A 23,657-nucleotide genomic window follows, 5' to 3' on the forward strand; every position below is an offset into this window, starting at 1 on the left:
CACCCCGGGAACTCGGCCGAATAGTGCGCGACATGGCCCGCGAAGAATCTCCGCGGGCCATGTCACCGGTGCATTACTTAGCGCGCAGGGGCGCCAAGGCTTGGCCCCAGGCGACGACCTGGTCGAGCAGTTTGTCCAGGGTCGGTGCGTGGTGGTCGCCGGGGGTGAGGTTCCCGTTGGCGTCAAAATCGGTGAACATCGAGAGGGCGACCTGGTCGCGCACGTCGGCGATGTGCAGTTCCGCGACCACCAGTCGCAGTTGCTCCACCGCGCGTGTCGCGCCGACCAGGCCGTAGCCGACGAAGCCCGCCGATTTGTTCTTCCACTCGTGGTAGAGGAAGTCGATCGCGTTCTTCAGCACGCCCGTGGTGCCGTGGTTGTACTCCGGGGTGACGAAGACGAAGCCGTCGTAAGAGGCCACCGCCTCGGCCCAGCGCTTCGTGTGGTCGTTGGCGTAGTCCGATCCCATCGCGGCCGGGACCGGCTCGTCCAGGTGCGGTAGGGCGAAGTCGGCGAGGTCGACGACCTCGTAGGTGGCGTCCCCGCGCTGGGTCGCCAGCTTGTGCACCCACTGCGCCACCGCCTCGCCCTTCCGGCCGGGGCGGGTGCTGCCGATGATGATGCCGATGCGCGTCATGTCGCCTTTCCTTCCAGGTGCCCTGCGGCCGCCGGAGTGTGTGGGATGGACCAACGATACCCAGCGGTTCGTTGGGTGTCCAACGATAACCCGGTCAGCGCGCCGCGGCGCGCTGCTCGCGGGTCAGCCAGACCGCCGCGGCCAGGGCCACCAGGGAGGCGCCGGTCAGCCACCAGAAGGTCTCGCGGAAGGCGGCCGGGTCCGTGGCGCCGTCGGACAGGATCACCACGAACAGGGCGCTGCCCAGCGCGCCGCCGACCCGGGACAGGATGTTGACCTGGGCGCTGGCGTCGGGCAGCTGCCGCTGGTCGACGCTGGCCAGCGCGGAGGACACCCCCGGCGAGCCCGCCAGCGCCATCCCGATCCCGCGCAGCACCTGCAGCACCTCGACCAGCACGAGGTCGGGCCGGGCGGGCAGCAGCGCCATCGCCACGGTGGTCGCCACGGTGAGAACGAGGCCCGCCACGGTGACCACGCCGCCACCGAAGCGGTCGTTGAGCCAGCCCGCCGCCGGGAAGGTGGCCGCCGCGCCGATGCTGAAGGCCATCAGCAGCAGGCCCACGTCCACGATGTCCGCACCGAGTTGGAGCTGGAAGTACAGCGGCATCACGACCAGGCCGCCGAAGAGTGACGCGCCCGCGAAGAACACCTCCGCCGAGGCCGCGGCGAACCGGCGGTTGGCGACCAGCCGCAGGTCCATCAGCGGCTCCTCGCTGCGCAGCGAGCGCCACCCGAAAGCCCCCAGTGCCACCAGGCCGATGACCAGCGGGATCCACGCCCGCGGTCCGCTCGACGAGCCGGAGATCTCGGTGAGGGCGTAGACGGTCAGCGGCAGGCCGATGACCACCAGGCCGAGTGCGACCAGGTCGAGCCGCCCGGCCTCGCCGCGCTCGCCGCGGGGCAGGTGGCGCAGCGCCAGCAGGAGGCCCACCAGGCCGATCGGCAGGTTGATCAGGAACAGCCAGTGCCAGGACAGGTTCGCGATGAGCACCGCGCCGAGCACCGGCCCGAAGGCGGGCGCCAGGATCGAGGGCACGCTGGAGATGGCGATGACCCGCCCCATCCGGCCCTTGCCCGCGACCTGGCCCAGGATGGTCATCCCGGCCGGGATCAGCAGCCCGCCCGCCACGCCCTGGACCACCCGGCCCACGACCAGCCAGATGATGTCCGGCGCGACCGCGCAGAGCCCGGAGGCGACGGTGAACCCGGCCAGCGCCCATAGCCACAGCCTGCCCGCGCCGATCCGCTTGCTCAGCCAGCCGCACGCGGGCAGCGCCGCGGCCAGCGCGAGCAGGTAGCCGCTGTTGACCCACTGCGCGGTCGACAGCGGCGCGTCGAGCCTGCTGCCGATGGTGTCGAGCCCGACGTTGACCAGCGAGGTGTCCAGGCCCGCCATCAGCGAGCCGAACGCGAGCAGGAGCGCGGTGCGCCACACCGACGCGGGCACGGCGCCCCCGTCGTCGTGGTCCCGGGCGGTCTCGCCCTTCGTCGTGGTCGCCATGGTCTTCCCCTGTCCGTCCCTATCGTTGGGCTTCCAACGGTACTCCCCCTGTGTTGGATGTCCAACGCAGGCCGGGCTACACTCGGCGATATGGACGAACCGCTGCTGCAACCGGACGTCGACCCCCCGGTGCGCCTCTGGCGGCTGACCTCGTGGCTGCTGCACCAGGCCACCGCCAGGGCCAACCGGCTGGTGGTCGCGCACTTCGGCAGGCCGGGCGGGCGGATGCGCTACGCCATCCTGGCCGGGCTCGACCAGTTCGGGTCGCTGAGCCAGGCCGACCTGAGCCGCCGCCTCGGCATCGACCGCGGCGACGCGGTCGCGGGCCTCAACGACCTCGAACGCGACGGTCTGGCCAAGCGGGTGCCCGATCCCGCCGACTCCCGGCGCAACCTCGTGCACATCACCCCGACGGGCCGGGAGGCGCTCCTCGAGTTCGACGTCCTGGTCGACGCGGCGCAGGGCGAACTGCTGCGCGATCTGGCCCCGGCCGAGCGGGTGCAACTCAACTCACTGCTGCGCAGACTGGTGGAACGACCCGCCAACGCGCCCGCCCGCACCGGCGCCGCATCGCGAAAATCGGCCCGGGCCTGAGCGCGGGCGGCCGAAATCCGCCGTCGTGATAGCGCTCCGCTATTTTCGCCGCTAATCTCCGCCATTCGAGTGAAACCCAAGCCACTGACATTCTTGGGAGTCCGGGAATTGCCGGTCGCCGATGTGTGTTGCGGTTGTCACAAACCGCGGTGACCATTCTGTGGACCAGTCGGCCAGTCGGGTCGATGTGCTGTAGAAAAGGAAGACGTAGGCGGCCGTGAATCGTGGGTCGGACCGGGCAATTGGGACATATGGGCCCGGTGGAGCCATTCTCATTCTCCTGGGGGAGTAGATGTTGCGTGTCCTGTTCGTGTCAGGCGACTCCGAGCGCGTGGACCGGATCGGGACGGAGTTACGCGGCCGGGGTTTCGACCTCACCCGCGTCGCCACCGGGGCCGCGGCGATCGGCAGCCGCGCCGAGGCCGACGTGGTCCTGCTCAACCTCGACCTGCCCGACCTGGACGGGATCGAGGTGTGCAGGCGGATCCGGTCGGGCACCGTGGTGCCGATGATCGGCATGATCGCCGAGAGCAGCCCGCTGGAGCGGGTGCTTGCGCTGCGCGCGGGCCTGGACGTCTGCCTGAGCAAGCCGTGCGGCACACCCGAGATCATCGCCCGCATCAACACGGTCACCCGGCGCACCAGGGCCCGCTGCGTGGGCGGGCGCGCGCTGCGCTACGGGGCCCTGGAGATCGACGTGCCCGCGCGCGAGGTGCGCCTGCGCGGCACCGCGATCCGGTTGACCCGCAAGGAGTTCGACCTGCTGCACCTGCTCGCCTCGCGGCCGGGGGTGACCTTCGACCGGAGGCAAATCCTGGCCGAGGTGTGGGACGACGACAACGCCTGGATGCGCCGCAGCCGCACGATCGACACCCACGTCAACAGCATCCGCCGCAAGCTGGGCGGGCTCGCCGCGATCAGCACTCAGCGCGGCGTCGGGTTCCGGTTCTCCGCCACGTGAGGCTCAGGGGCCTACCTCGTCCGGGCTGCCGATCCGCAGCCCGTAGCCCTTCACCGTCACGCACACCCAGCGGCCGACCTTGCGCCGCAGGCTGCTCACGTGCGTGTCCAGGCTCCGCCCGACGACCGCGGAGTCCTCGCCCCAGACGGTTTCCAGGATCTCCGCCCGGTCCACCACCGCGCCCGCCCGGCCCGCCAGCAACCGCAGCAGGTCGAACTCCTTGCGGGTGAGGTGGATGGGCTCGCCGGAGAGCCGGACCTCGCGGGTGCCCGCGTCGATGCGCAGCGGCCCGTGCACGACGAGCGCCACCTCGGCGCTCCACGGCTGGACCCAGCGCAGCACCGCGTCGACGCGGGCCATCGTCTCGGCTGGACCGCACTCCCAGAACAGGTGGTCGTCGCAGCCCGCGGCCAGCACCCGCAGCCGCTCGGGCTCGGTGTCGCGTCCCGACACCGCGACCAGCGCGATGTCGCGCTGGTCGCGCAGGTCCCGGCACAGTTGCAGCGACTCGTCGCCGTCGTCGATCTCGACCAGGACCAGATCCCGGTCGACGCAGCGCATGGCCCGCTCGTCGGTGTCCGCGACGAGCACGTCGTGGCCGTGCCTGCGCAGCAGTCGGCGCAGCCACTCGGCCCGGTCCGGGTGGAACCGCGCGAGCATCGAGCGGACCACCCCGTCGGGCACCATGCCTGCCGGTGCTGTGTCGTGCAGTTCCATGAGAACCCCCAGGACTTCGAGGACCCGGCCGCCCGGTCCCGTCGAAGACCATCACCTCCCGTGCACGCGACGCTACCGCACCCACCGCACCTGCCGGTCCGCGCCGTGACGGGCTCAGCGATCCCCGCGCCAGCCGCGGGGATCGGTGTAGCCGGTCCTGAGCCACGGCGCGGGCACCGCGGCCGCCGCGCGAGTGTCCGTTTCGCACTGGTGCTCGAGCGCGAGTAGAACAGCGGTCAACGCCGCGAGTTCGGCGTCGTCCGGCTCTCCGTTGAGCACCGTGAACAGCGGTGGGCCCTGGTCGCTCATTGGGGCGGGTTCCCGTGCTTGCGCAGGGGTGATCCCAGGTCCTTGCGGCTGAGCATCCGCAGGCAGCGCACGATCACCGCCCGGGTCTCGCCCGGGTCGATCACCTCGTCGACGAGTCCGCGTTCGGCGGAGTAGTAGGGGTGCATGAGCTCGGTGCGGTACTCCTTGATCCGCTGCGTGCGGACCGCGACCGGGTCGTCGGCGGCGGCGATCTCGCGTCGGAAGATGACGTTGGCCGCTCCCTCGGCGCCCATCACCGCGATCTCGTTGGTGGGCCAGGCCAGCGACACGTCCGAGCCGATCGAGCTGGAGTCCATGACGATGTACGCGCCGCCGTAGGCCTTGCGCAGCACCACGGAAACCCTTGGTACCGTGGCGTTGCAGTAGGCGTAGAGCAGTTTCGCGCCATGTCGGATGATCCCGCTGTGCTCCTGGTCCACGCCGGGCAGGAAACCCGGCACGTCTACCAGGGTCACCAGCGCGATGTTGAAGGCGTCGCAGAACTGCACGAAGCGGGCGGCCTTCTCGCTCGAGTGGATGTCGAGCACGCCTGCCAGCGACTGCGGCTGGTTGGCCACCACGCCCACGGTCTGACCGCCCATCCTGGCCAGCACGCAGACGATGTTGCCCGCCCAGGCCGGGCTCACCTCGAAGCAGTCGCCGTCGTCGACGATCTCGGCGATCACCTCGCGCACGTCGTAGGGCCGGTTGCCGTCCGCGGGCACCACCTGCCGCAGCACGTCGGTGCGCCGGTCGACCGGGTCGTCGACGACGGCGGTGGCGGGCAGTTCGCGGTTGTTCTGGGGGAGCAGCGAGAGCAGGTACCGCACGTCCTCCAAGCAGGTCGGCTCGTCGTCGTAGGCGAAGTGCGCCACACCGGAGGTGCCCGCGTGCACGTCCGCGCCACCGAGGCCGTCGTGCGTGGTCTGCTCGCCGGTCACCGAGGCGATCACGTCCGGGCCGGTGATGAACATCTGCGAGATGTCGCGCACCATGAACACGAAGTCGGTCAGCGCGGGGGAGTAGGCCGCGCCGCCCGCGCACGGGCCGAGCATGACGCTGATCTGCGGGATCACCCCGGACGCCTTGGTGTTGCGGCTGAAGATGCCGCCGTAGCCCGCGAGCGCGGTGACGCCCTCCTGGATGCGCGCGCCAGCGCCGTCGTTGAGCGAGACCAGCGGGGCGCCCGCGGCGATCGCGCGGTCCATCAGCTTGTGGATCTTCTGCGCGTGCGCCTCGCCGAGCGCGCCGCCGAAGACCCGGAAGTCGTGCGCGTACACGAACACCGTGCGCCCGTGGACCGTTCCCCAGCCGGTGATGACGCCGTCGCCGTAGGGCCTGCGGTCCGCCATGCCGAACCCGACGGCCCGGTGCCTGCGCAGCTGTTCCACCTCTTGGAACGAATCGGGGTCGAGCAGCAGGTCGATGCGCTCGCGCGCGGTCAGCTTCCCCTTGGCGTGCTGGCGTTCGGTCGCCCGGCGGTCCGGGCCGTCCAGGGCGGTGGCGCGCCTGGCCCGCAGTTCGTCAAGGCAGTCTTCCATCGTGGGCCTCCGTGGTCGGGTGGGGCGGTGTGGCCAAACCGGTGAGCGCGACCGCCAGCGCGAGCACTCCCGCGCCCGCGACGATCGGCAGCGCGGTGGCGGTGGCGGCGGTCACCGTCAGCAGCAGCACGGCGCCGCACTGCACGCAGCACTGGTAGAACGCGACCGCCCGGCCGGTGTCGGCGGCGGGTACACCGTCGACCGCCTGGGTGTTCAGCGCGGCGAAGGAGAGCGTGAAACCGGCGCCCACGAGCAGGAGCGTCGGCAGCACACCGCTCAGGTAGGACTCGGGTGTGGTCAGTCGCAGCAGGTAGCCCGCGCTCGCGCAGGCCGCGCCCGCCGCGATCAGCCGGGGGGCGCCGAAGCGGCCCACCAGGTCCGCGCCGAACAGCGACGAGCAGGCCAACGGCACGCACGCGGGGAGCAGGGCGAGCGCTGTTCGCCAAGGCGCCCAACCGAAGGCGGTGTGCGTGGTGAACGTCGTCAGGACCAGCAGGGCCAGGTAGGACCCGTTGAGCAGGGCCGCGCCGATGGCCGCTCGGACCTGGGGAGCCCGGTGCGGCAGCCGGTCCACGGTGGTCCCGCGTCCGGCTCCGAGGGTGTCGTGGGGCAGCACCCGGGTGGCGAGCACGGCCAAGACCAGCGCGACCGGCGCCGGGAACACCAGCACCCACCGCCAGTGCGCGAGTGCCAACGCGCCGGAGAGCAGCAGACCCGCGGTGAACCCACCCGCGCCGAACAGCGAGTACACCGCCACCGCGCGCCTGCGGGCGGCGCCCGCCGGGAAGGTGGTGGCGATGATCGCCAGCCCGGCGGGCGCTGTGAGCGCGGCACCCATGCCCTGCGCCACCCGGGTCGCCACGAGCCAGCCGGTGTCCTCGACCAGACCCGCGGCGACCGAGGCGACGGCGAAACCGGCCAGCGCGGCGAGGTAGGTCCGCCGCCTGCCGAGGCGGGCGACCAGGCGCCCACCCACGGCCAGCAGCAGGGCGAACCCGGCCGCGAAACCGCTCATCAGCCAGTGCGCGGTGCCCCGGTCGGCCTCGGCCGAGGGCAGCACCGGCAGCACGATCGAGACCTCGAGCGCGTCGAGGAGCATGGCCCCGGCCAGGACCGCGAGCAGGGTCCGGGGCGCGGCGGCGGTGTCGGGGCGCACGGGCTCAGCCGCCGAGCAGCGTGCCGCCACTGGCGTCGATGTAGGAGCCGGTGATCCAGCGCGCGTCATCGCCCGCCAGGAACGCCACGGCGGCGGCGATGTCGGAGGTGTCGCCGACCCGGTTGAACACCGACATCTTCGCCATCTGCTCGACCACCTCCGGCATGTTGAACACCGGGGTGCCGTTGTTGGTGATGCCGGGGCCGACGCTGTTCACGGTGATGCCGCGCGGTCCCAAGTGCTTGGCGAAGTGCAGGGTCAGCTGGTCGATCGCGCCCTTGGTCATCGCGTAAGCGATCTCCTGCGGGTTGGCGAACCGGGTCAGTCCGGAGGAGATGTTGATGATCCGGCCGCCGTTGGGCATGAGACCGATCGCCCGCTGCACGATGAAGAACGGCGCCTTCGCGTTGACCGCGTAGAGCTGGTCGAACTGCTCCGCGACGATGTCCTCCGGCGCCACCCCGCCCATGACGCCCGCGTTGTTGACCACGATGTTCAGCTCGGTGGACCCGGTCCGTTCCTTGAGCCCGTGCTCCAGACCGAGGAACAGCTCGTGCACGTCGCCGGGGATGCCGAGTTCGGCGCGCACCGGGAAGGCGCTGCCGCCGTCGCCCTCGATGGCCGCCACCACCTCCTCGGCCGCGGCCGGGTCGTGCCCGTAGTGCACCGCGACGAGCGCGCCCTCGCGCGCCAGCCGGATCGCGGTGGCCTTGCCGATGCCGCGGCTGGCCCCGGTGACCAACGCCGTCTTGCCGCTCAGGGTGCCCATGGTCGTCCTCCTGTCTTCCCGCGGCGCCCGGGCGGGCACCGCGTCGCGTAGTGGATCTCGTAGTGGATCCCGTTGTGGTCGGGGCTGGTCCACGCCGCTGATGGCGGCGGCGAGGTGTTTGCGGACGGGCCGCAGGTCGAGCAGTTCGGCGACCACCTCGCGCAGCGCGATCACCTCCGGGCCGCCGAGCAGCAGGTGCGCCTGTGCGGCGATCCCGGTCAGCGCGCGGCTGACCGCCGCGTGCCGGACCTCGTGGTAGCTCTCCAGCAGCCGTTCGCCGCCGCCGCGGAACTGGGCGGCGAGCTTGCCGCCGAGGTCGGCGGCGTCCTGCAGCCCCAGGTTGATGGCCTGCCCGCCCACCGGCAGCTGCTGGTGCGCCGCGTCGCCCGCCAGCAGCACCCGGCCCGCCCGGTACCGGGTGACCTGCCTGCACGCGTCGCCGAACGCGTTGACCCACAGGGGTTTCCCACCGCCGATGTCCTCACCGGTGATCCGCCGCCAGGTCGCGACGACCTCGGCGAAGTCCGGATCGGAGGTGCGCGCGTCCGGGGCCGTGCCGTACTCGTGCATCATCACCCTGGTCACGCCGTCCGGTCCGCGCGAGGAGATCGCCAGGCCGCTCGGGTGCCGTTCGAAGCGGCGGGCGGGCACGTCGATCCCGGCGACATCGGCCCGCAGCAGCTCGCGGCCCGCGGGTGTGCCGGGGAAGTCGAAACCCGCCAGCCGCCGCACGGTGCTGCGTTCGCCGTCGCACCCCACCAGGTAACGCGCCCGCAGCCGCAGGGTGCCCGCCACGACCTCGACGTGGTCGGGGCGGCTGGTGACCGCGGTGACCTCGTGGCCGCGCAGGATCCGCGCGCCGGTGTCGAGGGCGCGGCGAGCGAGCCCGGCCTCGACCACCGTCTGCGGTGCCTTCCACACCCCGGCGAACGGGTGCTCCGGGTCGGCCTCGGCCAGGTCGAGGGGCAGGCCACCGAAGTGGCCACCCGTCCCGCGCACCGGCGGGCCGAGCACGTCGAGCAGGTCGCGCTCGGCCAGCAGCGCCATCGTCGCGGCGTGCAGCGTCGAGGCCCTGGACTGCCCGGTGGGGCGGTCCAGCCGCTCCACCACGGTCACCCCGACCCGGTGCGCCCGCAGTTCGCACGCCAGCAGCAGGCCGACCGGCCCGGCGCCGACCACCACGACATCGGTGTCTCGAGCGGGTACCTCGGTGGTCCGGGGCACGGCTCAGCGCCGGGCCCTGGCGTACTCGGCCGCGTGCCCGAGGGTGGCTCGGCTGTTGCGGCCCAACGCCTCACGCAGGAACTGGCGCGCGTCGTCCACCGTGGCATCGGCACCCAGGACCCGGGCGAGGTTGTCGGTGTTGACCACCACCGTGTGCTGCGAGCTGGCGGTCGTGCCGCCCGCGCCGTTGTCGGTGAAGTCCCACTGGCCGGTGTGCAGGCTCATCAGCGCGGGCAGCAGGGTCTGCTTGTAGGCGATGCGGCGGTGCGGGAAGCAGACCCGAACCGACTCGGTGGTGTGCTGGCCGCCGTCCTTGGTCAGCGTGTCCATCCGCAGCACCTGCAGCCCGGGGGTGTCCTCGCGCAGGTCGACCGCGGCCACGTGCGGCAGCCGGTCGGACCAGTGCTGGGCCTCGTTGACGAAGTCGTAGAGGTCCGCGGCCGCGGCGTCGACCTCGACGCTGTCGGTGAACGACAGGATCAGCTCGGCCCGGTTCGCCGCGTCCTCCACGGTGGACTTGAGCGCGGCCAGCTCGCTGCGGCTGTTGCGGTCGACCGCCTCGTCGATCCACTGGAGACCGGCCGGGTCGTCGTCCACCGCGCGGTAGTCGTGCAGCAGCCGCACCCGGGCGCTGCCCGGACCGGTCTCCTCGATGATCCAGGTGCCGCCCATCGCGGCGACCGGCGGGGTGGAGCGCTGCTGGCGGAAGGTGATCCGCCGCGCCGCCGGGTCCAGCTCGCGGCGCGAGGTCCAGCTCTTGGCCTCACCGTTGGCGGTGGCCCAGATCCGGATGAGCTCCGCGGACTCGCCGCGCTCCACGTAGTCCACGTGCACCGACGGCGGGAACAGCAGCGGCCAGTTCTCGACCTCGGCGATCATCCGGTACACCTGTGCCGCGGGCGCGTCCACGTCGATGTGGTGTTCGACCTCTCGGGTGGTCATGGTGTGCTCCTCTCTAGAAGTTGCCGAGACCGCCGCAGACGTTGAGCGCCTGCGAGGTGATGGCCGCGGCGGTGTCGGTGACCAGGTAGCCGACCAGGCCCGCGGCCTCCTGCGGGGTCGAGTAGCGCCCGAGCGGGATCTTGGCCTGGAACTTCGCGAGGATCGCCTCCTCGGTGGTGTCGAACGCGGCCGCGTAACCCTGCCGGACCCGTTGCGCCATCGGGGTTTCCACGTAGCCGGGGCACACCGCGTTGACCGTGATGCCGGTCGGCGCGAGCTCGTTGCCCAACGCCTTGGTGAACCCGACGACGCCGTGCTTGGACGCCGAGTACGGCGCGCCGAGCACCACGCCCTGCTTTCCCGCGGTGGAGGCGATGTTGACGATGCGGCCCCAGTCGCCCTCGCGCATCCGACCGGTGGTCAGCACCTCGCGGGTCATCCGGAACACGCTGCTCAGGTTGGTGTCGAGCACGTCGAACCAGAGCTCGTCGTCGATCTCGGCGGTGACCCCGCCGCCGGAGCGGCCCGCGTTGTTGACCAGGATGTCGATCCGCCCGAACGCCGCGACCGCGGCGCCGACGGCGGCCTGGATGTCCTCTTTGGACCTGACGTCGCAGGCGGTGCCGTCGGCTTCGCGGCCCTGCGCGCGGAGCTGCTTGACCAGGGCGGTGACGTCCTCGGCGGTGCGGGCGCAGACGAACACGCGGTCGCCCCGCTCGGCGAGCAGTTCGGTCACGGCCAGTCCGATGCCGCTGGTGGCGCCGGTGACGATGGCGGTGTGCTGGGTCATCGTTGCTCCTCGCCCGCTCAGGCGCTGGTCAGCTGGTCGTTGACCAGCCTGATCAGCGCGCGCGGGGTGGTGGTCGTCTCGAGCAGCTCCTCGTCGAGCCGCAGGCCGTACTCGCGCTCGATGCGGCTGTTGGTCTCCAGCAGCGCCAGCGAGTCGTAGCCGATCTCGGTGAACTCGGTGTCCACCGTGTCCTCGCGCAGGCCGACGCCCTCCGGTTCGCCGGAGCCCTCCGACAGGATCCGCTTGAGGTCGTCGACGGTGAACCTGGTGTTGGACATGGTTGTGCTCCTGTGCCGGGTGGCGGGTGGTGGGTGATCGGTTGTTGGTCAGCGGTGGTGGGTCAGCCGCGGTGGCCGCGGAACTCCCGCACCAGGACCGCGGAGTTGAACCCGCCCTGGCCGCGGGCGAGCACCAGCGCGGTGCGCAGCGGCGCGAGCAGCCGCGGCGCGCCGGTGACCAGGTCGATGTCGTAGTCCTCGGCGAGGCGGACCCCGGTGGTGGGCGGGATGACGTCGTCGCGCATGGCCAGCAGCGCGGTCGCCAGGTCCAGGGCGGCGGCACCGGAGTAGAGCCGCCCGGTGGTCGTCTTCGGCGCGGTCACCGGCACGCCGCGCGGGCCGAACACCGCGGTGATCGCCTCGACCTCCACCCGGTCCAGCTCCGGCAGGGCGGCGGCGTCGGCGAAGACGACGTCCACCTCCGCGGGCCTGGTGCCCGCGTCCTCGAGCGCCCGCTCGATCGCCGCGCGCAGTCCCGGCTCCCGACCTGACCCCGGCGCCGGGTCGAACGTGGCGCCGTAGCCCGCGACCTCGCCGTAGATGTGCGGGGCGGCGCGGGTCAGCGCGGCTTCAGCGTCCTCGAGGACCAGCAGCGCGCCGCCCTCGCCGGGGACGTGACCGGCCGCGCGGCCGTCGAAGGGCAGGTAGGCGGTCGCGGGGTCCACACCGGTGCTGAGCCTGCCGCTGGTGATCAGCGCCGCCCAGCCCCACGGGCACAGCGAGGCGTCGATCCCGCCGGACATCATCAGCGGCGTGCCCTTGCGGATCTGCCTGCGCGCCTGGGCCACCGCGTCGAGCCCGCCCGCCTGGTCGCTGACCACGACGCCGCTCGGCCCGCGCATGCCGTTGCGGATGGAGATCTGGCCGCTGTTGACCGCGTAGAACCAGGCGAAGGACTGGTAGGCGCTGACGTACTCGTTGCCCTTGGCCCACAGGTTGCGCAGCTCGTTCTGGCCGAACTCGAAGCCACCCGACGAGCTGGCGGTGACCACGCCCATGTCGTACTCGGGCAGCTCGGCCGGGCGCACGCCCGCGTCGGCGAACGCGCAGTCGGCGCCCACCAGCGCGAGCTGGGTCATCCGGTCGGTCTGCGGCAACAGCCTGCCCGGCAGCGACGCCGAGGCGTCGAAACCGGTGATCTCCCCGGCCAGCGTGGCCGGGTACGGGGTGGGGTCGAACCGGGTGAGCCGGTCGATCCCGCTCACCCCGCGCAGCACCGCGTTCCAGTAGTCCTCGGCGCCCAGCCCGTTCGGCGCGGCGACCCCCAGACCGGTGACAACGACGGTCGCGGTCATCGCGCACCCCCCGGCTTGGTCAGCACCATCGCGGTCTGGAACCCGCCGAACCCGCTGCCCACCGAGACCACGGTGTCCACCCGCAACTCGCGCGCGGTGATCGGCACGTAGTCCAGGTCGCACTCCGGGTCGGGCGTGGTCAGGTTGGCCGTGGGCGGCACGACGCCGTGCTCCATCGCCAGCACGCTGGCCGCGATCTCGATCGAGCCGATCGCGCCGAGCGAGTGCCCGACCATCGACTTGATCGAGCTGACCGGCACCCGGAAGGCGTGCTCACCGAGGCTGCGCTTGATCGCGGCGGTCTCGTGCCGGTCGTTCTGCCGGGTGCCCGAGCCGTGCGCGTTGACGTAGTCGACCTGGTCGGGGTTGATCCCGGCCTCGCCGAGGGCGACGGTGATCGCCTCGGCCATCTCGCGGCCGTCCGGCCGCAGCCCGGTCATGTGGAAGGCGTTGCAGCGCGACGCGTGCCCCGCCACCACGGCGTAGACGTGCGCACCCCGGGCGCGGGCGCGGCCGAGCTCCTCGAGGACGAACACCGCGCAGCCCTCGCCGAGCACGAACCCGTTGCGGGTCCGGTCGAACGGCCGTGAGGCGTGCTCGGCGTCGTCGTTGCGCGGCGTGGTCGCCTTGATCGCGTCGAAGCAGGCCACCGTGATCGGCGAGATCGGCGCGTCGGTCGCCCCCGCGACCATCACCTCGGCGCTGCCCTCGCGGATCAGCTCGGCGGCGTGCCCGACCGCGTCGAGCCCGGAGGTGCACCCGGTGGAGACCACGGTGTTGGGCCCCTCGGCGCCGACGGCGAGCGCCACCTCGGCGGAGAACGAGCTCGGCACCAGGTAGTTGTAGAGGTGCGGCACGGCGTAGCGGTGGTCCACCAGCTCCAGCCGCCCGCCGTCGCTGACCGTGCGGTACTCGGTGTCCAGGCCCGTGGTCGCGCCGACCGCGCTGCCGATGGTGACGCCGAACCGGTGCGGGTCGACGTCGTCGAACCCGGTGCCGCTGTCGGCGACCGCCTCCAGGGCGGTGACCACGGCGAACTGCGCCGCCCGGTCCATCCGGCGCTCCTGCTGCGGGCTCAAGCCCGCGGCGGCCGCGTCGAAGTCGACCTCGGCGGCGATCTGCGAGCGGAACGGCGACGGGTCGAAGGTGCTGATCCGCCGGGTGGCGGTGCGCCCGCTGGTGAGCAGGTCCCAGAAGTTCTTGGTGCCGACGCCGCCGGGGGCGGTCACGCCGATGCCGGTGATCGCGACCTGCCTCACCGGGCGCTCCAGTGGTAGAACCGCTGGGCCATCGCGTCGGCGGGGGAGCGCCAGGTGTCGGGGTCGTAGGCCTCGATGTGCGCCTTGAGGTCGGTGCTGATGCCGACGAAGGCGGGTTCGGTCTTGGCCGCCTCGATGCGCTCGCCGCCGTCCTCGGACTCGAAGTCCTGCAGGTGGAAGTAGAGGCCCCGGTAGCTGAAGAGCTCCCGTCGGGCAGTGCCCATCCGGTGCGGCATGTCGGTGCGGTCGAACTCGGCGAACAGGCCCGCGACGTCCGCGGCGGACTCCGGGCGCATCCGCGCCACGATCAGCGTGCTGTGCATGGGTTTCCCTTCGTGCTCACAGGTGCGGCCCGAACCAGGTCCGCAGGGCGGTCGGGAGGTCGCGGTGGCTGCCGGGCGCGGCCCAGGCCACGTACCCGTCGGGGCGCACCAGCACGGCGGTGGTGCCGTGCAGGGGGTTGTCGGGGGTGCTGTCGGTGGCGGTCGCGGTGACCACGTCGACGCGGGTGCGCCAGCCCGCGGCGCGCTCGCGCAGCACCGGGTTGTCGGCCAGGTCGAGCAGCACCGCCCGGCCCGCGCGCAGGAGGGCGGTGCTGTCGGTCGTCCGACCGTCCGGCAGGGACAGTCCGGTCTTGGGCATCCGCATGCCCCGCAACGGGTGCGAGCCGCCGCCGACGTCGTAGCGGATCTCCAGCCCGGACACCATGCCCGCCAGGTGCGCGGCGACCTCGCGGTAGCCGACGAGTTCGCCGAAGACCTCGCGCAGCGGCTGCATCTCCGAGCCGCTGAGGAAGAGCAGCCCCTGCGCCCGGGTGTTGAGCAGCAGCCGCCTGCCCACGGCGTGCCGTTCGCTGTGGTAGGTGTCGAGCAGCTCGACCCCGGCCGTGCCGCGCACGACCGAGCCCAGCTTCCAGCCCAGGTTGACCGAGTCCTGGATGCTGACGTTCATGCCCTGCCCACCCGCGGGCAGGTGGATGTGCGCCGAGTCGCCCGCGAGGATCACCCTGCCGCGCCGGTACTCGGTGACCTGCCGGGTGGCGTCGCCGAACGCGCTGACCCACACCGGTTCGGCGTGCGAGATGTCCACCCCGGTCAGCCGCTTCCAGGCGTCGGCGACCTCGGCGAACTCCGGCGGCCCGCTGCGCTTGCGCGGCTGGGCACCGCGCTCGCAGACGATGAGCCGGGTCACCCCGCCGGGCAGCGGGCCGACCATGACCATGCCGCCGGGCAGCGTCTCGCCGATCATCCGCGGCGCCAGGTCGACCCCGCGCACGTCGGCCAGGAACATCTCCATGGTGGCCGCGGTGCCGGGGAAGTCGAACCCGGCCAGCTTGCGGACCGTGCTGCGGCCGCCGTCGCAGCCGACCAGCCACTGCGCGGTGAGCCGCCGCTCGACACCACCGTCGTCCACGGTGACCTCGACCGACTCGCCGGTGTCGCGCAGGCCGGTGATCTCGGTGCCGCGCCGGATGTCGGCGCCCAGGTCGCGCGCCCACTGCTCGAGCACGGCCTCGGTGGTCGACTGCGGGATGGTCTTGGCGGCCTGGGCCGCGCCGGTGAGCACGCCGAAGTCCACCGGCACCCCGCCGAAGTGGCCCTGGTCGCTGGTCTCGAAGTCGGCGAAGCGGCGCAGCAGGCCGCGCTGGTCGAAGACCTCCATGGTCCGCGCGGTGAAGCCGAGCCCGCGCGACTGCCCGGTCGGCCGGGCCAGCCGCTCCAGCACGACGACCTCGACCCCGGCCAGCCGCAGCTCGGCGGCCGCGGTGAGTCCGGCGGGCCCGGCGCCCGCGACGATGACTGGTGCGTCCATGTACCTCTCCTTGCGAAATCGGCGGAATCGGTACCTTTTCTTCCCGCGGTGAATAACCACCGGCGAGATGTCGGCCGCATTTGCTCTAAGGGGCCGCGGCTGGGAGTCCACAGGATCCGCCGGAACTCCCGCGGATCATCCGTGCTGTGCTGACTCCATTATTTGACCGCCTTCACCAACGGGTCAAGGCGGTTCGGGCCGGTAGATGACAATGTTGCCCCAAGCCAATGTGAGAAACGGTTTCCACAGGTTCTGCCGGACAAGCGGCAGGCCCCGGGTTCGGTGAACCCGGGGCCTGCGGTGGAACGGGGGAGTGGCTACCCCGCGGCGGAGTAGTCGGCGTTCGGCCTGCCCGCGCCCGAGGTCCACACGACGGTGAAGCTCAGGTCGTCGATCCGCCAGCCGTCCGGGCCGCGTACAGCGGTGACGTCGTAGTAGCCGCCCATGTCGAACCGGGTCGCGTGCTCAAGACCCGCGGTGGGCACGCCGTACTCCACGTGCGTCCCGAGGATCTGCACCCGTACCGCGGCCCGGTCGCCGTCGAGGTCGACGACGTGGTTGGCGCTGACGTGCAACGTGCTCTGCCAGGTCAACCGAGCTCGCCGCTGGAACTCCGCGAGCCCGTCGAGGCCGCGCCGCTCGCCGATCGGGAAGCTCAGCCGCACGTCCTCGGTGAAGATCCGCCGGTACCACTCGATGTCCTGCGCCGGGTCCTGCGCGGTGTCCAGGCCCACCACGTAGCGGTCGACCAGGCCACTGATCTCCTCCCGGTCGAGCAGCGCGGCCAGCCGGGACTCGGCTGGGGCCGCTTGTCGTCCACTGTGGAGCATGAGGTCCTCCTCAGCCGAGCTCGATCACGCGGTACTGGCCGCGCTTGGCCATCCGCACCCCGTCGGTGGGATCCTTGAGCCAGTTGACGACCACGTGCCGCCCGGCTCCGGCCGCCAGCCGGTGCACCGACCGGCCGCCCGCGCTCAGCGGCAACGTTCCGCAGCCCAGGCCCAGGTCGAACGGCGGGTTCGGCGGCCATTCCGGGCTGCCGTCGACGAAAGCGTTGAAGAACTCCGCCAACTCCTCGGCGCCGACCTCGTCGGCCACCGGGAACACCACGGCCTCGGCGAGGTACGGCCGCGGCATCGCGTTGTCGAAGGCCAGCGGTTGCCCGGCGGTCGGGGTGCCGAGCACCTCGAAGACCGGCCCGTCCGGGGTGAGTACGGCGCGCACGGTACCCGCGGCGTCCGGCACCGGACTGTCCTGTGTAGACCCCTCGACGGTGAGCGACCGGTACCGGGGCGCCGGGTTGTCACTGGCGGTGTCGGGGTAGTCGAACAGCACGTGCTGGCCCGCCACCAGCTCCGCGGTGAACTCGCCCGGCCTGCCCGGGTGGATGACCGCGCCACCGAGCAGCACGGCGTCACCGTCGAGCGCGGCCATGCCCTTGACGATGCGCTCCTGCTCGTCGGACACCACGGCCTGCAAGTCTCGGCGGAACCGGTCCCAGGTGACCCCGTCGGCGAGCCGGGCCAGCCCGACCCAGCCCACCCCCGCCGCGGTGGTCTCGGACCGGAAGCTGCGCTGCCCCGGTGTGGCGGAGTCGGGGGCGGTGAGCCCGTCCTCGGTCGAACTGATCAGCAGTGGTGCGGCCTCGTGCACGGCGATCGCCTCCGGTTCCGGTGTTGTTCCACCATGATCCAACGATCCGCCGCACCCGCACGACAAAGGAACCTCAATTGTCTGCAAAACCCGGCTCCGGTATTTGACGATCCTCTGAGGAACAACTGACACGGGCGTCCTTGTCATTGTCCGCACCGATCACGAGACTGGATCGCAGAGCACCTGACACCGATGCCGGGAGATCTCCGCCATGATTTTCACCGAGGACGAGCTGACGTACCTGGCCGGGCAGCCGGTCGGCAGGCTGGCGACCGTGCAACCGGACGGGACGGTGCAGGTCAACCCGGTCGGCTTCCACTTCAACCCGGAGTTGGGCACCATCGACATCGGCGGGTTCAACTTCGCCGCCAGCCGCAAGTTCCGCAACGTCGCCGACAACGGCCGGGTCGCCCTGGTCGTCGACGACGTGGTCTCCACCGACCCGTGGCGGATCCGCTGCGTGGAGGTGCGCGGCACCGGCGAGATCGCCGTCGACCCGGCCGCCTACCCCGACCTCGACGACGAGGTCATCCGCATCCGCCCGCGGCGGATCATCAGCTTCGGCGTCGACCAGCCCGACCTGGCCCCGCACGAGCTGACCCCGAACAACCGGGACGTGCGCCCGTGACGGCCCACCGGTGCGCCGAGGCGCTCAACTCGCTGCACTCCACGCTGTACTTCGCCCCCGAGCTGGAAGCGGCGTTCGCCCCCCACGGCGTGGCCGACCAGATGGCGGTCTACCTCGCCGCGCGCGCCGCCCCGATGGGCGCGGTCGGTGCCGGGCCGGTGGTGGCCGCGTTCAACGCTTTCGCCCGACCCATGGTCGCCGGGCACCTGCCCGCGCTGTGGGAGCGGGTCGCGCCCGCGTCTGCCGTCGACGCCCGCTACCGGGCCGTCGACGCGGTGCTGCGCAGACTCCTCGGTGAGGGACCGGACGGGGTCGGGGCGCCGCAGGTGGCCGAGGCGGCCGAACTGGCCCTGCGGGCGACGGAGGCGTGCGACCCCGGCGGCAGACCGATGTACGCCGCCAACGCCGACCTCCCGGTGCCCGACGAACCGCACCTGGCCCTCTGGCACGCCGCAACGCTGCTGCGGGAGTACCGGGGCGACGGCCACGTGGCGGTGCTCGCCTGCGCCGACCTCGCCGGGCTCGACGCACTGGTGACGCACTGCGCCAGCCCCGCCGGGATGCCCCAGCAGCTGGTCATGACCAAGCGCGGCTGGACCGAGCACGACTGGGCGCGGTCCCAGAACCGCCTGCGCGAACAGGGGTTGCTCGACGCCGCGGGCGCGCTCACCCCGGCGGGCACCGAGCTGCGCGCCGAGGTCGAACTGGAGACCGACCGCCTCGACCGCGCGCCCTACGACCACCTCGGACCCGCCGCCCTGGCCAGGTTGACCGAGCTCTCCGGCGCCCTGCTCGGGCTCGCGGCGAGCGCGTTCCCGCCGGTGCTGCGCGAGTTCTTCGTGCCCGCCTGACTTCTCCGTGCCTGCCTGACGAGAGGGACCCCATGGCCACCCAGATGAGCCGGACCACCACGCCAGCCGGGTTCCCGGCCTGGCTGGTGACCGACTACCAGACCGTCCGGGCGCTGCTGTCCGACCCGCGGCTTGGCCTGACGCACCCGGCGCCCGAGCTGGCCGCCCGGCTGTCGGACTCGGTGGTGTTCGGTCGGGCCCAGCAGGCGCGCCCGACCGACGGGATCGACCACACCCGGATGCGGCGGCTGCTCTCGCAGTGGTTCTCCGCGCGTAGACTCGCCGACTACCGGCCGCGGGTCGAGCAGTTGGTCGATGGCCTGCTCGACGAGTTGGCGGCGTCGGGCAGCCCGGCCGACTTCCACCGTGTTGTGTCCTTCCCCCTGCCTGCCTTGGTGATCAGCGATCTGCTCGGTGTCCCGTTCGAACACCGCGACCGGTTCCGCGCCTGGTCGGACGAGGCCGCCGACATGCGCGACCAGGCCCGCTCCGAGCACGGCAGCACCGAGTTGGCCGCCTACATCGCCGACATGGTGGCGCTGCGGCTGCGGGAGGACACCGACGACCTGTTGTCCGACCTGGTCGCCGCGCACCGCGTCGACCCGGAGGGCTTCACCCTGGACAAGGTCGTCGCGCTCGGGATGACGCTGCTGTTCGCGGGCCACGAGACCACGGTGACCGCCATCGACGCGGGCGCCGTCCTGCTGGCCACCCACCCCGACCAACGCGCCCAGCTCACCGCCCGGGCCGAACTGATGCCCACCGCCGTGGAGGAGATCCTGCGCGGCTCGCTGCCCAGGACGAGCTACTTCGCCACCCCAGACCCGGCAGATGTGGGCGGCGCGCTACCGAGGTGGGCCAACACCGACCTCGACATCGGCGGCGTGACCATCCAAGAGGGCGAGATGGTGCTACTCGGCCTCGCCCACGCCAACGTCGACCCGCACCTCGTCGGTGACCACCAGGGCTTCGACGTGACCCGCGAAGCCAACCGCCACCTGACTTTCGGCCACGGCAAGCACTTCTGCGCCGGAGCACCACTCGCCCGACTCGAACTAGACGTCCTATTCGCCCGCGTCGTCCAACGCTTCCCCGGCCTAACCCTCGCGGTGCCACTGAACGAACTCGAACCCCGCGACAACCTCCTCACCGGCGGCCTGAACGCACTACCCGTGACCTGGTAGCCCTTACCTCAGAACAAAGTCGAGGGCTCAGCGGCTCAGGCTACTTCTCGAGATCAGGCTCCTTCGCTCCCACCGAAGGCACAAACCGCCCAACCTAGGCCTTGTGCGTCCACATCGCACACCCAACCCGCAGCCTTGACACCCGTCATCCTCCCCGATCCCGCCGACAACAGCCCCCGCCGATCATCAACGACGCCGCGCAACCCAAGCCAAGAGCAGGGAAAGAGAGCGTAGTCAGTGCGACGTGAATGCGCTGACCGGCCACTCATCGCCAGCGGCCGCCACTTCCTCCAGACGACCCGACGAACTGGATCGGCGACAAGGGCGCTGGATCACGGGAACTCTCGGGGGAGTGGCGCTCACGTGTGCGGGACGGCGGTCGGGCCGTCGAACCAGGATGCCTTGTCGGCGAATCGTCGGGTTTGCACACCCTGCGCGATCCGCTCGGCCTCGGCCCGGCTGTACCCCGAGGGGAGAACGACGTCGAGGACGTAGTCGCCGCAGTCGACCATAAGGTCGACCTGTCCGTCCTGCATGACGTCGATCTGGGCGGGATGGCCTTGGATACGCAGATCCCAGGCCATGGCGGCGTCCGAGCCGTTCTTGGACCTCATCGACAGGCTCGCGGCACTCCGCGTGCCGGAGGTGTTGTCGCAGAGTTCGATCGCGGAGTCCCATGAGCGCATGCCGTTCGGGGCACCGGTCGCGGAGACGTTGTCCGCCCCGGCGCAGGGGTGCAGGTCCGCCGGGAGATAGCCGAAGCGCACGGGATAACGCAACGGGTGCGGGGTATCAAACCGGGTACCGTCGGCGATTCTGCGGGCCAGGTCGGCCGCGGCCGGGACGGCCTCCACCACCTGGGCGAGAAACCAGTGATCGTCGCCGTTCCGCACGGCGACGGACGGCATCCGGTCATCCGTGGCTCCGTCGTACGGGCCGGGCAGTGTCGCGACGTAGGCGGCACGGCCCGAGCTGGTCAGCGACTGCCCCTTCTCGGCCTCGGTCGGGTCGTAGCCGCCGGGTGGGAAGGCGTGGACGACGGCGATTCGCTTGCCGGTGGACACCTGCCGGATCGTGACGGTCTGCAGTGCTCCTTGGACGGATCGTTCGAACGTGCTGAACTCGCCGGGCGGCAGGTCGACCGTGATCGAGGTCGCCAGGGCGAAGGGCGGGGAGGGCACGGGGGTCCTCGTCGAGGGCATTGTCGAGGTCGTCGCCGGGGTCGTGGCGGGCGCCGGGCTGCCGCTGATCGTGATCGAGCGGTCCGCGCTCAGCAGCAGGGCGACCGCGGCCGTGACGGAGGCGACGGCCGTCAGGGTTGCCAGGCGGCGCGCGGGCCGCCGATCCGACGCTCGGTGTCGGGGGAACAGCGTGCGCCAGGCTTGGTCCATGTCGGCCAGGTCGGTGAAGCGCTCGCCGACATCCCGGTGCAGGGCCCGTTCGAAGAACCCGGTCAGTCCGCTGCGCAGCGCGGGGTCGAACAGGTCGGTGGCGATCGCGGGGAGGTCGGCGTTGGTCATGCGGGGGTCGGCGAGGCCGTCGCCCCAGGTGGGCAGTTGCCCGGCGGCCATCTCGTGCAGGGTGACGGCGGCCGCGTACCGTTCCGCGGCGTCGTCGTAGACAGGGCGAGCTTCGGTGCCCAGGAACGGGTCGAGGTAGCCGTAGGTACCGGACCGGGTGTCCCGGGAGGGGCGGCCCGCGAGGGAGAAGTCGAACAGGACCAGTCGCCGCGAACCGTCGGCACGGGGCAGGATCCCCAGGTTGTCCGGCTTGATGTCCCGGTGCCGGACTCCCGCGGCGGAGAGCTGGTCGAGCGCGGTGAACAGGTCACGGCCGAACCGGTCCAGGTCGGCGGTGCAACACCCGCCGTCGCGGCGCAGTTGGCACGCGAGGGTCTCCTCGCCCGCGTGTGTCAGGTGCAACGCCGTACGCCCGGACATCAGTCGGGGACCATCGAGCAACCGCACGACGGCACCGCCGCCGACGGCGTGCAACGCCCGCGCCTCGACACGCAGCAGCTCGGCCTTGCCCTCGTCGAGCGCGACCTTGAGCACGCGTCGCCCACCGTCGCCGTCCACCTCGATCACCCGGGCGGTCGCACCGGTTCCGAGCACGCGCTCGACCACCCAGCCGCCCGCGATCCACTGTCCGGGCATCGCCGCCAGCGGGTCGACGATCACCACGGCGTGCTTGCAGGTGTCCCGTTCGACCTGGTCCAGCTCGGCGATGACGGCCTCGATGGACAGCGGCCGCGCGCTCGGGTCCCGGTGTGTGGCCTGGAAGACGGCATCGCCCAGCGGGCCGGGGATCCGCAGGCCGCCCTCGGCGGCGAGGCGTTGCAGCAGCGCGGTCCGCCGCTGGGCGGGCGGCTCGCCTGCGAGCAGGAGGTGGGTGAGGGCGCCGAGGCCGAACATGTCGAGCGCGACCGGGTCGGCTCCGGGGACGTCGAACTCCGGCGCCAGATAGGGCGCGGCGACCTCGGCGACCTGCGTGTCGTCCAGGGCCGTGTACGCGATGGACGACAGGAAGGTCGCCGTTCCGGTGCGGGAGGCGCTGTGCCAGTCCGCGATCCGCACGTCCGGCGCGGAGCCGTCCTCGCGCGGGGACACCGTGACGGAACGGGGCGAGAGGGCGCGGTGGTACAGCGAGTGCGAGTGCGCGTACCGCAGGGCGTCCGCGAGCTGGCGGACCATGTCGCGGCGATGGGCGGCGGTGAGGCCGGTGCCGTGGACGGCGAGGAAGTCGTCGAGGCGCAGGTCGGACGCGCGGTGGTGGAACAGGATCGCCGGGTTGTCGCCGTGTCTGCCGTACTGGCGTGGCTGGGCGATACCGCTGTGCGTGATACCGCGAAGGATCCGGTACTCGCGCGCGGCCTGCCGTTCGACCGACGCCCGAGCCTCCGCGGTGGCCTGCAGCGCGCTGAGGTATATGCGCAGCCTGCCCTCCTCTGGGAACTCGCCCACACGAGTGGCCAGCCGGTCCTCCCACGTCGGCCCGATGTCGAGGGGCCGGGGGGCGAGCGCCCAGTCCTCGCCGAAGCGCAGGTGGGCGCTGGCCGCGCGGATGCCGATGTGCCGCAGCAGAACCGGGAGGTGCTCGGAGATCCCGGCGTCCGCGGTCGCGGCTTCCTGACCGAGCAGGTCACGCCAGATCCACGGCAGACCCGTGCGGAGGTCGTCGCGGCCGTAGACCAAGGGGCGTTGCGCGTCGTCCAACTCGACCTGCAGATCGGCAGCGGACAGGAACACTGCCGGTTCGATGCGGGGGACCCTGATGCCCAGCCGCAGCTGCCCGGCGGCGCGGGCGAGCAAGCCCTTGAGCTCTTTGCACTTGAGGTCGACGAGGTGCAGCGGGTTGAGCATGGTGCGGGCTCGTTTGCCCCGGTGGAACATCCAGGAGTCGCCGTTGTTGGTGACCGTGCCGCCGAGACTCTTGAGCTCGACCAGGAACAGCCCGCGCGGGGCACACACGAGCAGGTCGCATTCGCAGACCCGGCCGGACACGGCGGTGAAGCTGAACCCCGCCCACGCGCGGTACGGCTCGGCGTCGGGCATCA

General features: G+C 71.9%; 22 protein-coding genes. 5 read left to right on the forward strand and 17 right to left on the reverse strand.

The window, feature by feature from the left end:
• Positions 1-73: 73 nt before the first annotated feature.
• Positions 74-637: an NADPH-dependent FMN reductase gene (locus tag LV75_RS16380; protein WP_253887779.1), complete on the reverse strand. Its 564-nt coding sequence runs from the start codon at positions 635-637 to the stop codon at positions 74-76.
• A 94-nt stretch (positions 638-731) separates the two neighbouring features.
• Positions 732-2,138 carry a DHA2 family efflux MFS transporter permease subunit gene (locus tag LV75_RS16385; RefSeq protein WP_253887780.1) on the reverse strand — a complete coding sequence of 469 codons (1,407 nt, stop codon included), beginning with the start codon at positions 2,136-2,138 and terminating at the stop codon, positions 732-734.
• A 90-nt stretch (positions 2,139-2,228) separates the two neighbouring features.
• On the opposite strand from LV75_RS16385, the gene LV75_RS16390 reads away from it, so the two are divergent.
• Both LV75_RS16390 and LV75_RS16395 read left to right on the forward strand, forming a co-directional pair.
• Positions 2,229-2,732 carry a MarR family winged helix-turn-helix transcriptional regulator gene (locus LV75_RS16390; RefSeq protein WP_253887781.1) on the forward strand — a complete coding sequence of 168 codons (504 nt, stop codon included), beginning with the start codon at positions 2,229-2,231 and terminating at the stop codon, positions 2,730-2,732.
• A gap of 292 nt (positions 2,733-3,024) precedes the next feature.
• On the forward strand, positions 3,025-3,693 hold the full coding sequence (locus LV75_RS16395) for a response regulator transcription factor (RefSeq protein WP_253887782.1): 669 nt from the start codon (positions 3,025-3,027) through the stop codon (positions 3,691-3,693).
• A 3-nt stretch (positions 3,694-3,696) separates the two neighbouring features.
• Here the strand turns inward: LV75_RS16395 and LV75_RS16400 are convergent, their stop codons facing one another.
• From LV75_RS16400 to LV75_RS16470, 14 genes are all read right to left on the reverse strand, one after another.
• Positions 3,697-4,410, reverse strand: a complete 714-nt coding sequence (locus tag LV75_RS16400) for a response regulator transcription factor (RefSeq protein ID WP_253887783.1) — start codon at positions 4,408-4,410, stop codon at positions 3,697-3,699.
• Positions 4,411-4,524: 114 nt separating this feature from the next.
• Positions 4,525-4,719, reverse strand: a complete 195-nt coding sequence (locus tag LV75_RS16405; RefSeq protein ID WP_253887784.1) for an acyl-CoA carboxylase epsilon subunit — start codon at positions 4,717-4,719, stop codon at positions 4,525-4,527.
• Positions 4,716-6,260 (reverse strand): acyl-CoA carboxylase subunit beta, encoded by a 1,545-nt coding sequence (locus LV75_RS16410; RefSeq protein ID WP_253887785.1) that lies wholly within the window; start codon positions 6,258-6,260, stop codon positions 4,716-4,718. Before LV75_RS16410 ends, LV75_RS16405 begins: the two co-directional genes overlap by 4 nt.
• Entirely contained in the window at positions 6,244-7,446 is a 1,203-nt protein-coding gene (locus LV75_RS16415) for an MFS transporter (RefSeq protein ID WP_253887786.1), read from the reverse strand. The genes LV75_RS16410 and LV75_RS16415 overlap by 17 nt, the downstream gene beginning before the upstream one ends.
• The gene (locus LV75_RS35505; RefSeq protein ID WP_308210998.1) at positions 7,421-9,409 is read right to left on the reverse strand and encodes an SDR family oxidoreductase; all 1,989 of its coding nucleotides are present in this window, start codon (positions 9,407-9,409) and stop codon (positions 7,421-7,423) included. Before LV75_RS35505 ends, LV75_RS16415 begins: the two co-directional genes overlap by 26 nt.
• A gap of 3 nt (positions 9,410-9,412) precedes the next feature.
• The gene (locus LV75_RS16430; RefSeq protein ID WP_253887787.1) at positions 9,413-10,351 is read right to left on the reverse strand and encodes an aromatase/cyclase; all 939 of its coding nucleotides are present in this window, start codon (positions 10,349-10,351) and stop codon (positions 9,413-9,415) included.
• A 13-nt stretch (positions 10,352-10,364) separates the two neighbouring features.
• Positions 10,365-11,141: an SDR family NAD(P)-dependent oxidoreductase gene (locus LV75_RS16435; protein ID WP_253887788.1), complete on the reverse strand. Its 777-nt coding sequence runs from the start codon at positions 11,139-11,141 to the stop codon at positions 10,365-10,367.
• Between the two features lie 17 nt (positions 11,142-11,158).
• Entirely contained in the window at positions 11,159-11,419 is a 261-nt protein-coding gene (locus LV75_RS16440) for an acyl carrier protein (protein WP_253887789.1), read from the reverse strand.
• Positions 11,420-11,481: 62 nt separating this feature from the next.
• Positions 11,482-12,714 (reverse strand): ketosynthase chain-length factor, encoded by a 1,233-nt coding sequence (locus LV75_RS16445; RefSeq protein WP_253887790.1) that lies wholly within the window; start codon positions 12,712-12,714, stop codon positions 11,482-11,484.
• Complete coding sequence (locus LV75_RS16450) at positions 12,711-13,973, reverse strand: beta-ketoacyl-[acyl-carrier-protein] synthase family protein (RefSeq protein WP_253887791.1); 1,263 nt, start codon at positions 13,971-13,973, stop codon at positions 12,711-12,713. Before LV75_RS16450 ends, LV75_RS16445 begins: the two co-directional genes overlap by 4 nt.
• Positions 13,970-14,296: a TcmI family type II polyketide cyclase gene (locus LV75_RS16455; protein WP_253887792.1), complete on the reverse strand. Its 327-nt coding sequence runs from the start codon at positions 14,294-14,296 to the stop codon at positions 13,970-13,972. The genes LV75_RS16450 and LV75_RS16455 overlap by 4 nt, the downstream gene beginning before the upstream one ends.
• 16 nt (positions 14,297-14,312) lie before the next feature.
• Positions 14,313-15,785 carry an FAD-dependent monooxygenase gene (locus LV75_RS16460; protein WP_253887793.1) on the reverse strand — a complete coding sequence of 491 codons (1,473 nt, stop codon included), beginning with the start codon at positions 15,783-15,785 and terminating at the stop codon, positions 14,313-14,315.
• A 317-nt stretch (positions 15,786-16,102) separates the two neighbouring features.
• Positions 16,103-16,615 carry a nuclear transport factor 2 family protein gene (locus tag LV75_RS16465; protein WP_253887794.1) on the reverse strand — a complete coding sequence of 171 codons (513 nt, stop codon included), beginning with the start codon at positions 16,613-16,615 and terminating at the stop codon, positions 16,103-16,105.
• A gap of 10 nt (positions 16,616-16,625) precedes the next feature.
• Positions 16,626-17,438: a hypothetical protein gene (locus tag LV75_RS16470; RefSeq protein WP_253887795.1), complete on the reverse strand. Its 813-nt coding sequence runs from the start codon at positions 17,436-17,438 to the stop codon at positions 16,626-16,628.
• Positions 17,439-17,649: 211 nt separating this feature from the next.
• Here LV75_RS16470 and LV75_RS16475 point away from each other — a divergent pair, with 211 nt between their 5' ends.
• Genes LV75_RS16475 through LV75_RS16485 form a run of 3 tightly spaced genes read left to right on the forward strand, consistent with a single transcriptional unit; the run spans position 17,650 to position 20,101 of the window.
• Positions 17,650-18,066, forward strand: coding sequence for a PPOX class F420-dependent oxidoreductase (locus LV75_RS16475; RefSeq protein WP_301319313.1), 417 nt, complete (start codon positions 17,650-17,652; stop codon positions 18,064-18,066).
• A complete protein-coding gene (locus LV75_RS16480; protein ID WP_253887796.1) occupies positions 18,063-18,917 on the forward strand; it encodes an SCO6745 family protein in 855 nt (284 codons plus the stop codon). The genes LV75_RS16475 and LV75_RS16480 overlap by 4 nt, the downstream gene beginning before the upstream one ends.
• Before the next feature lie 32 nt (positions 18,918-18,949).
• Positions 18,950-20,101, forward strand: coding sequence for a cytochrome P450 (locus LV75_RS16485; protein ID WP_253887797.1), 1,152 nt, complete (start codon positions 18,950-18,952; stop codon positions 20,099-20,101).
• A gap of 359 nt (positions 20,102-20,460) precedes the next feature.
• Here LV75_RS16485 and LV75_RS16490 read toward each other — a convergent pair whose 3' ends face one another.
• Entirely contained in the window at positions 20,461-23,655 is a 3,195-nt protein-coding gene (locus tag LV75_RS16490; RefSeq protein ID WP_253887798.1) for a protein kinase domain-containing protein, read from the reverse strand.
• Between the last annotated feature and the right edge of the window lie 2 nt (positions 23,656-23,657).

Source organism: Actinokineospora diospyrosa (assembly GCF_024171925.1).
Taxonomy (GTDB): Bacteria; Actinomycetota; Actinomycetes; order Mycobacteriales; family Pseudonocardiaceae; genus Actinokineospora; species Actinokineospora diospyrosa.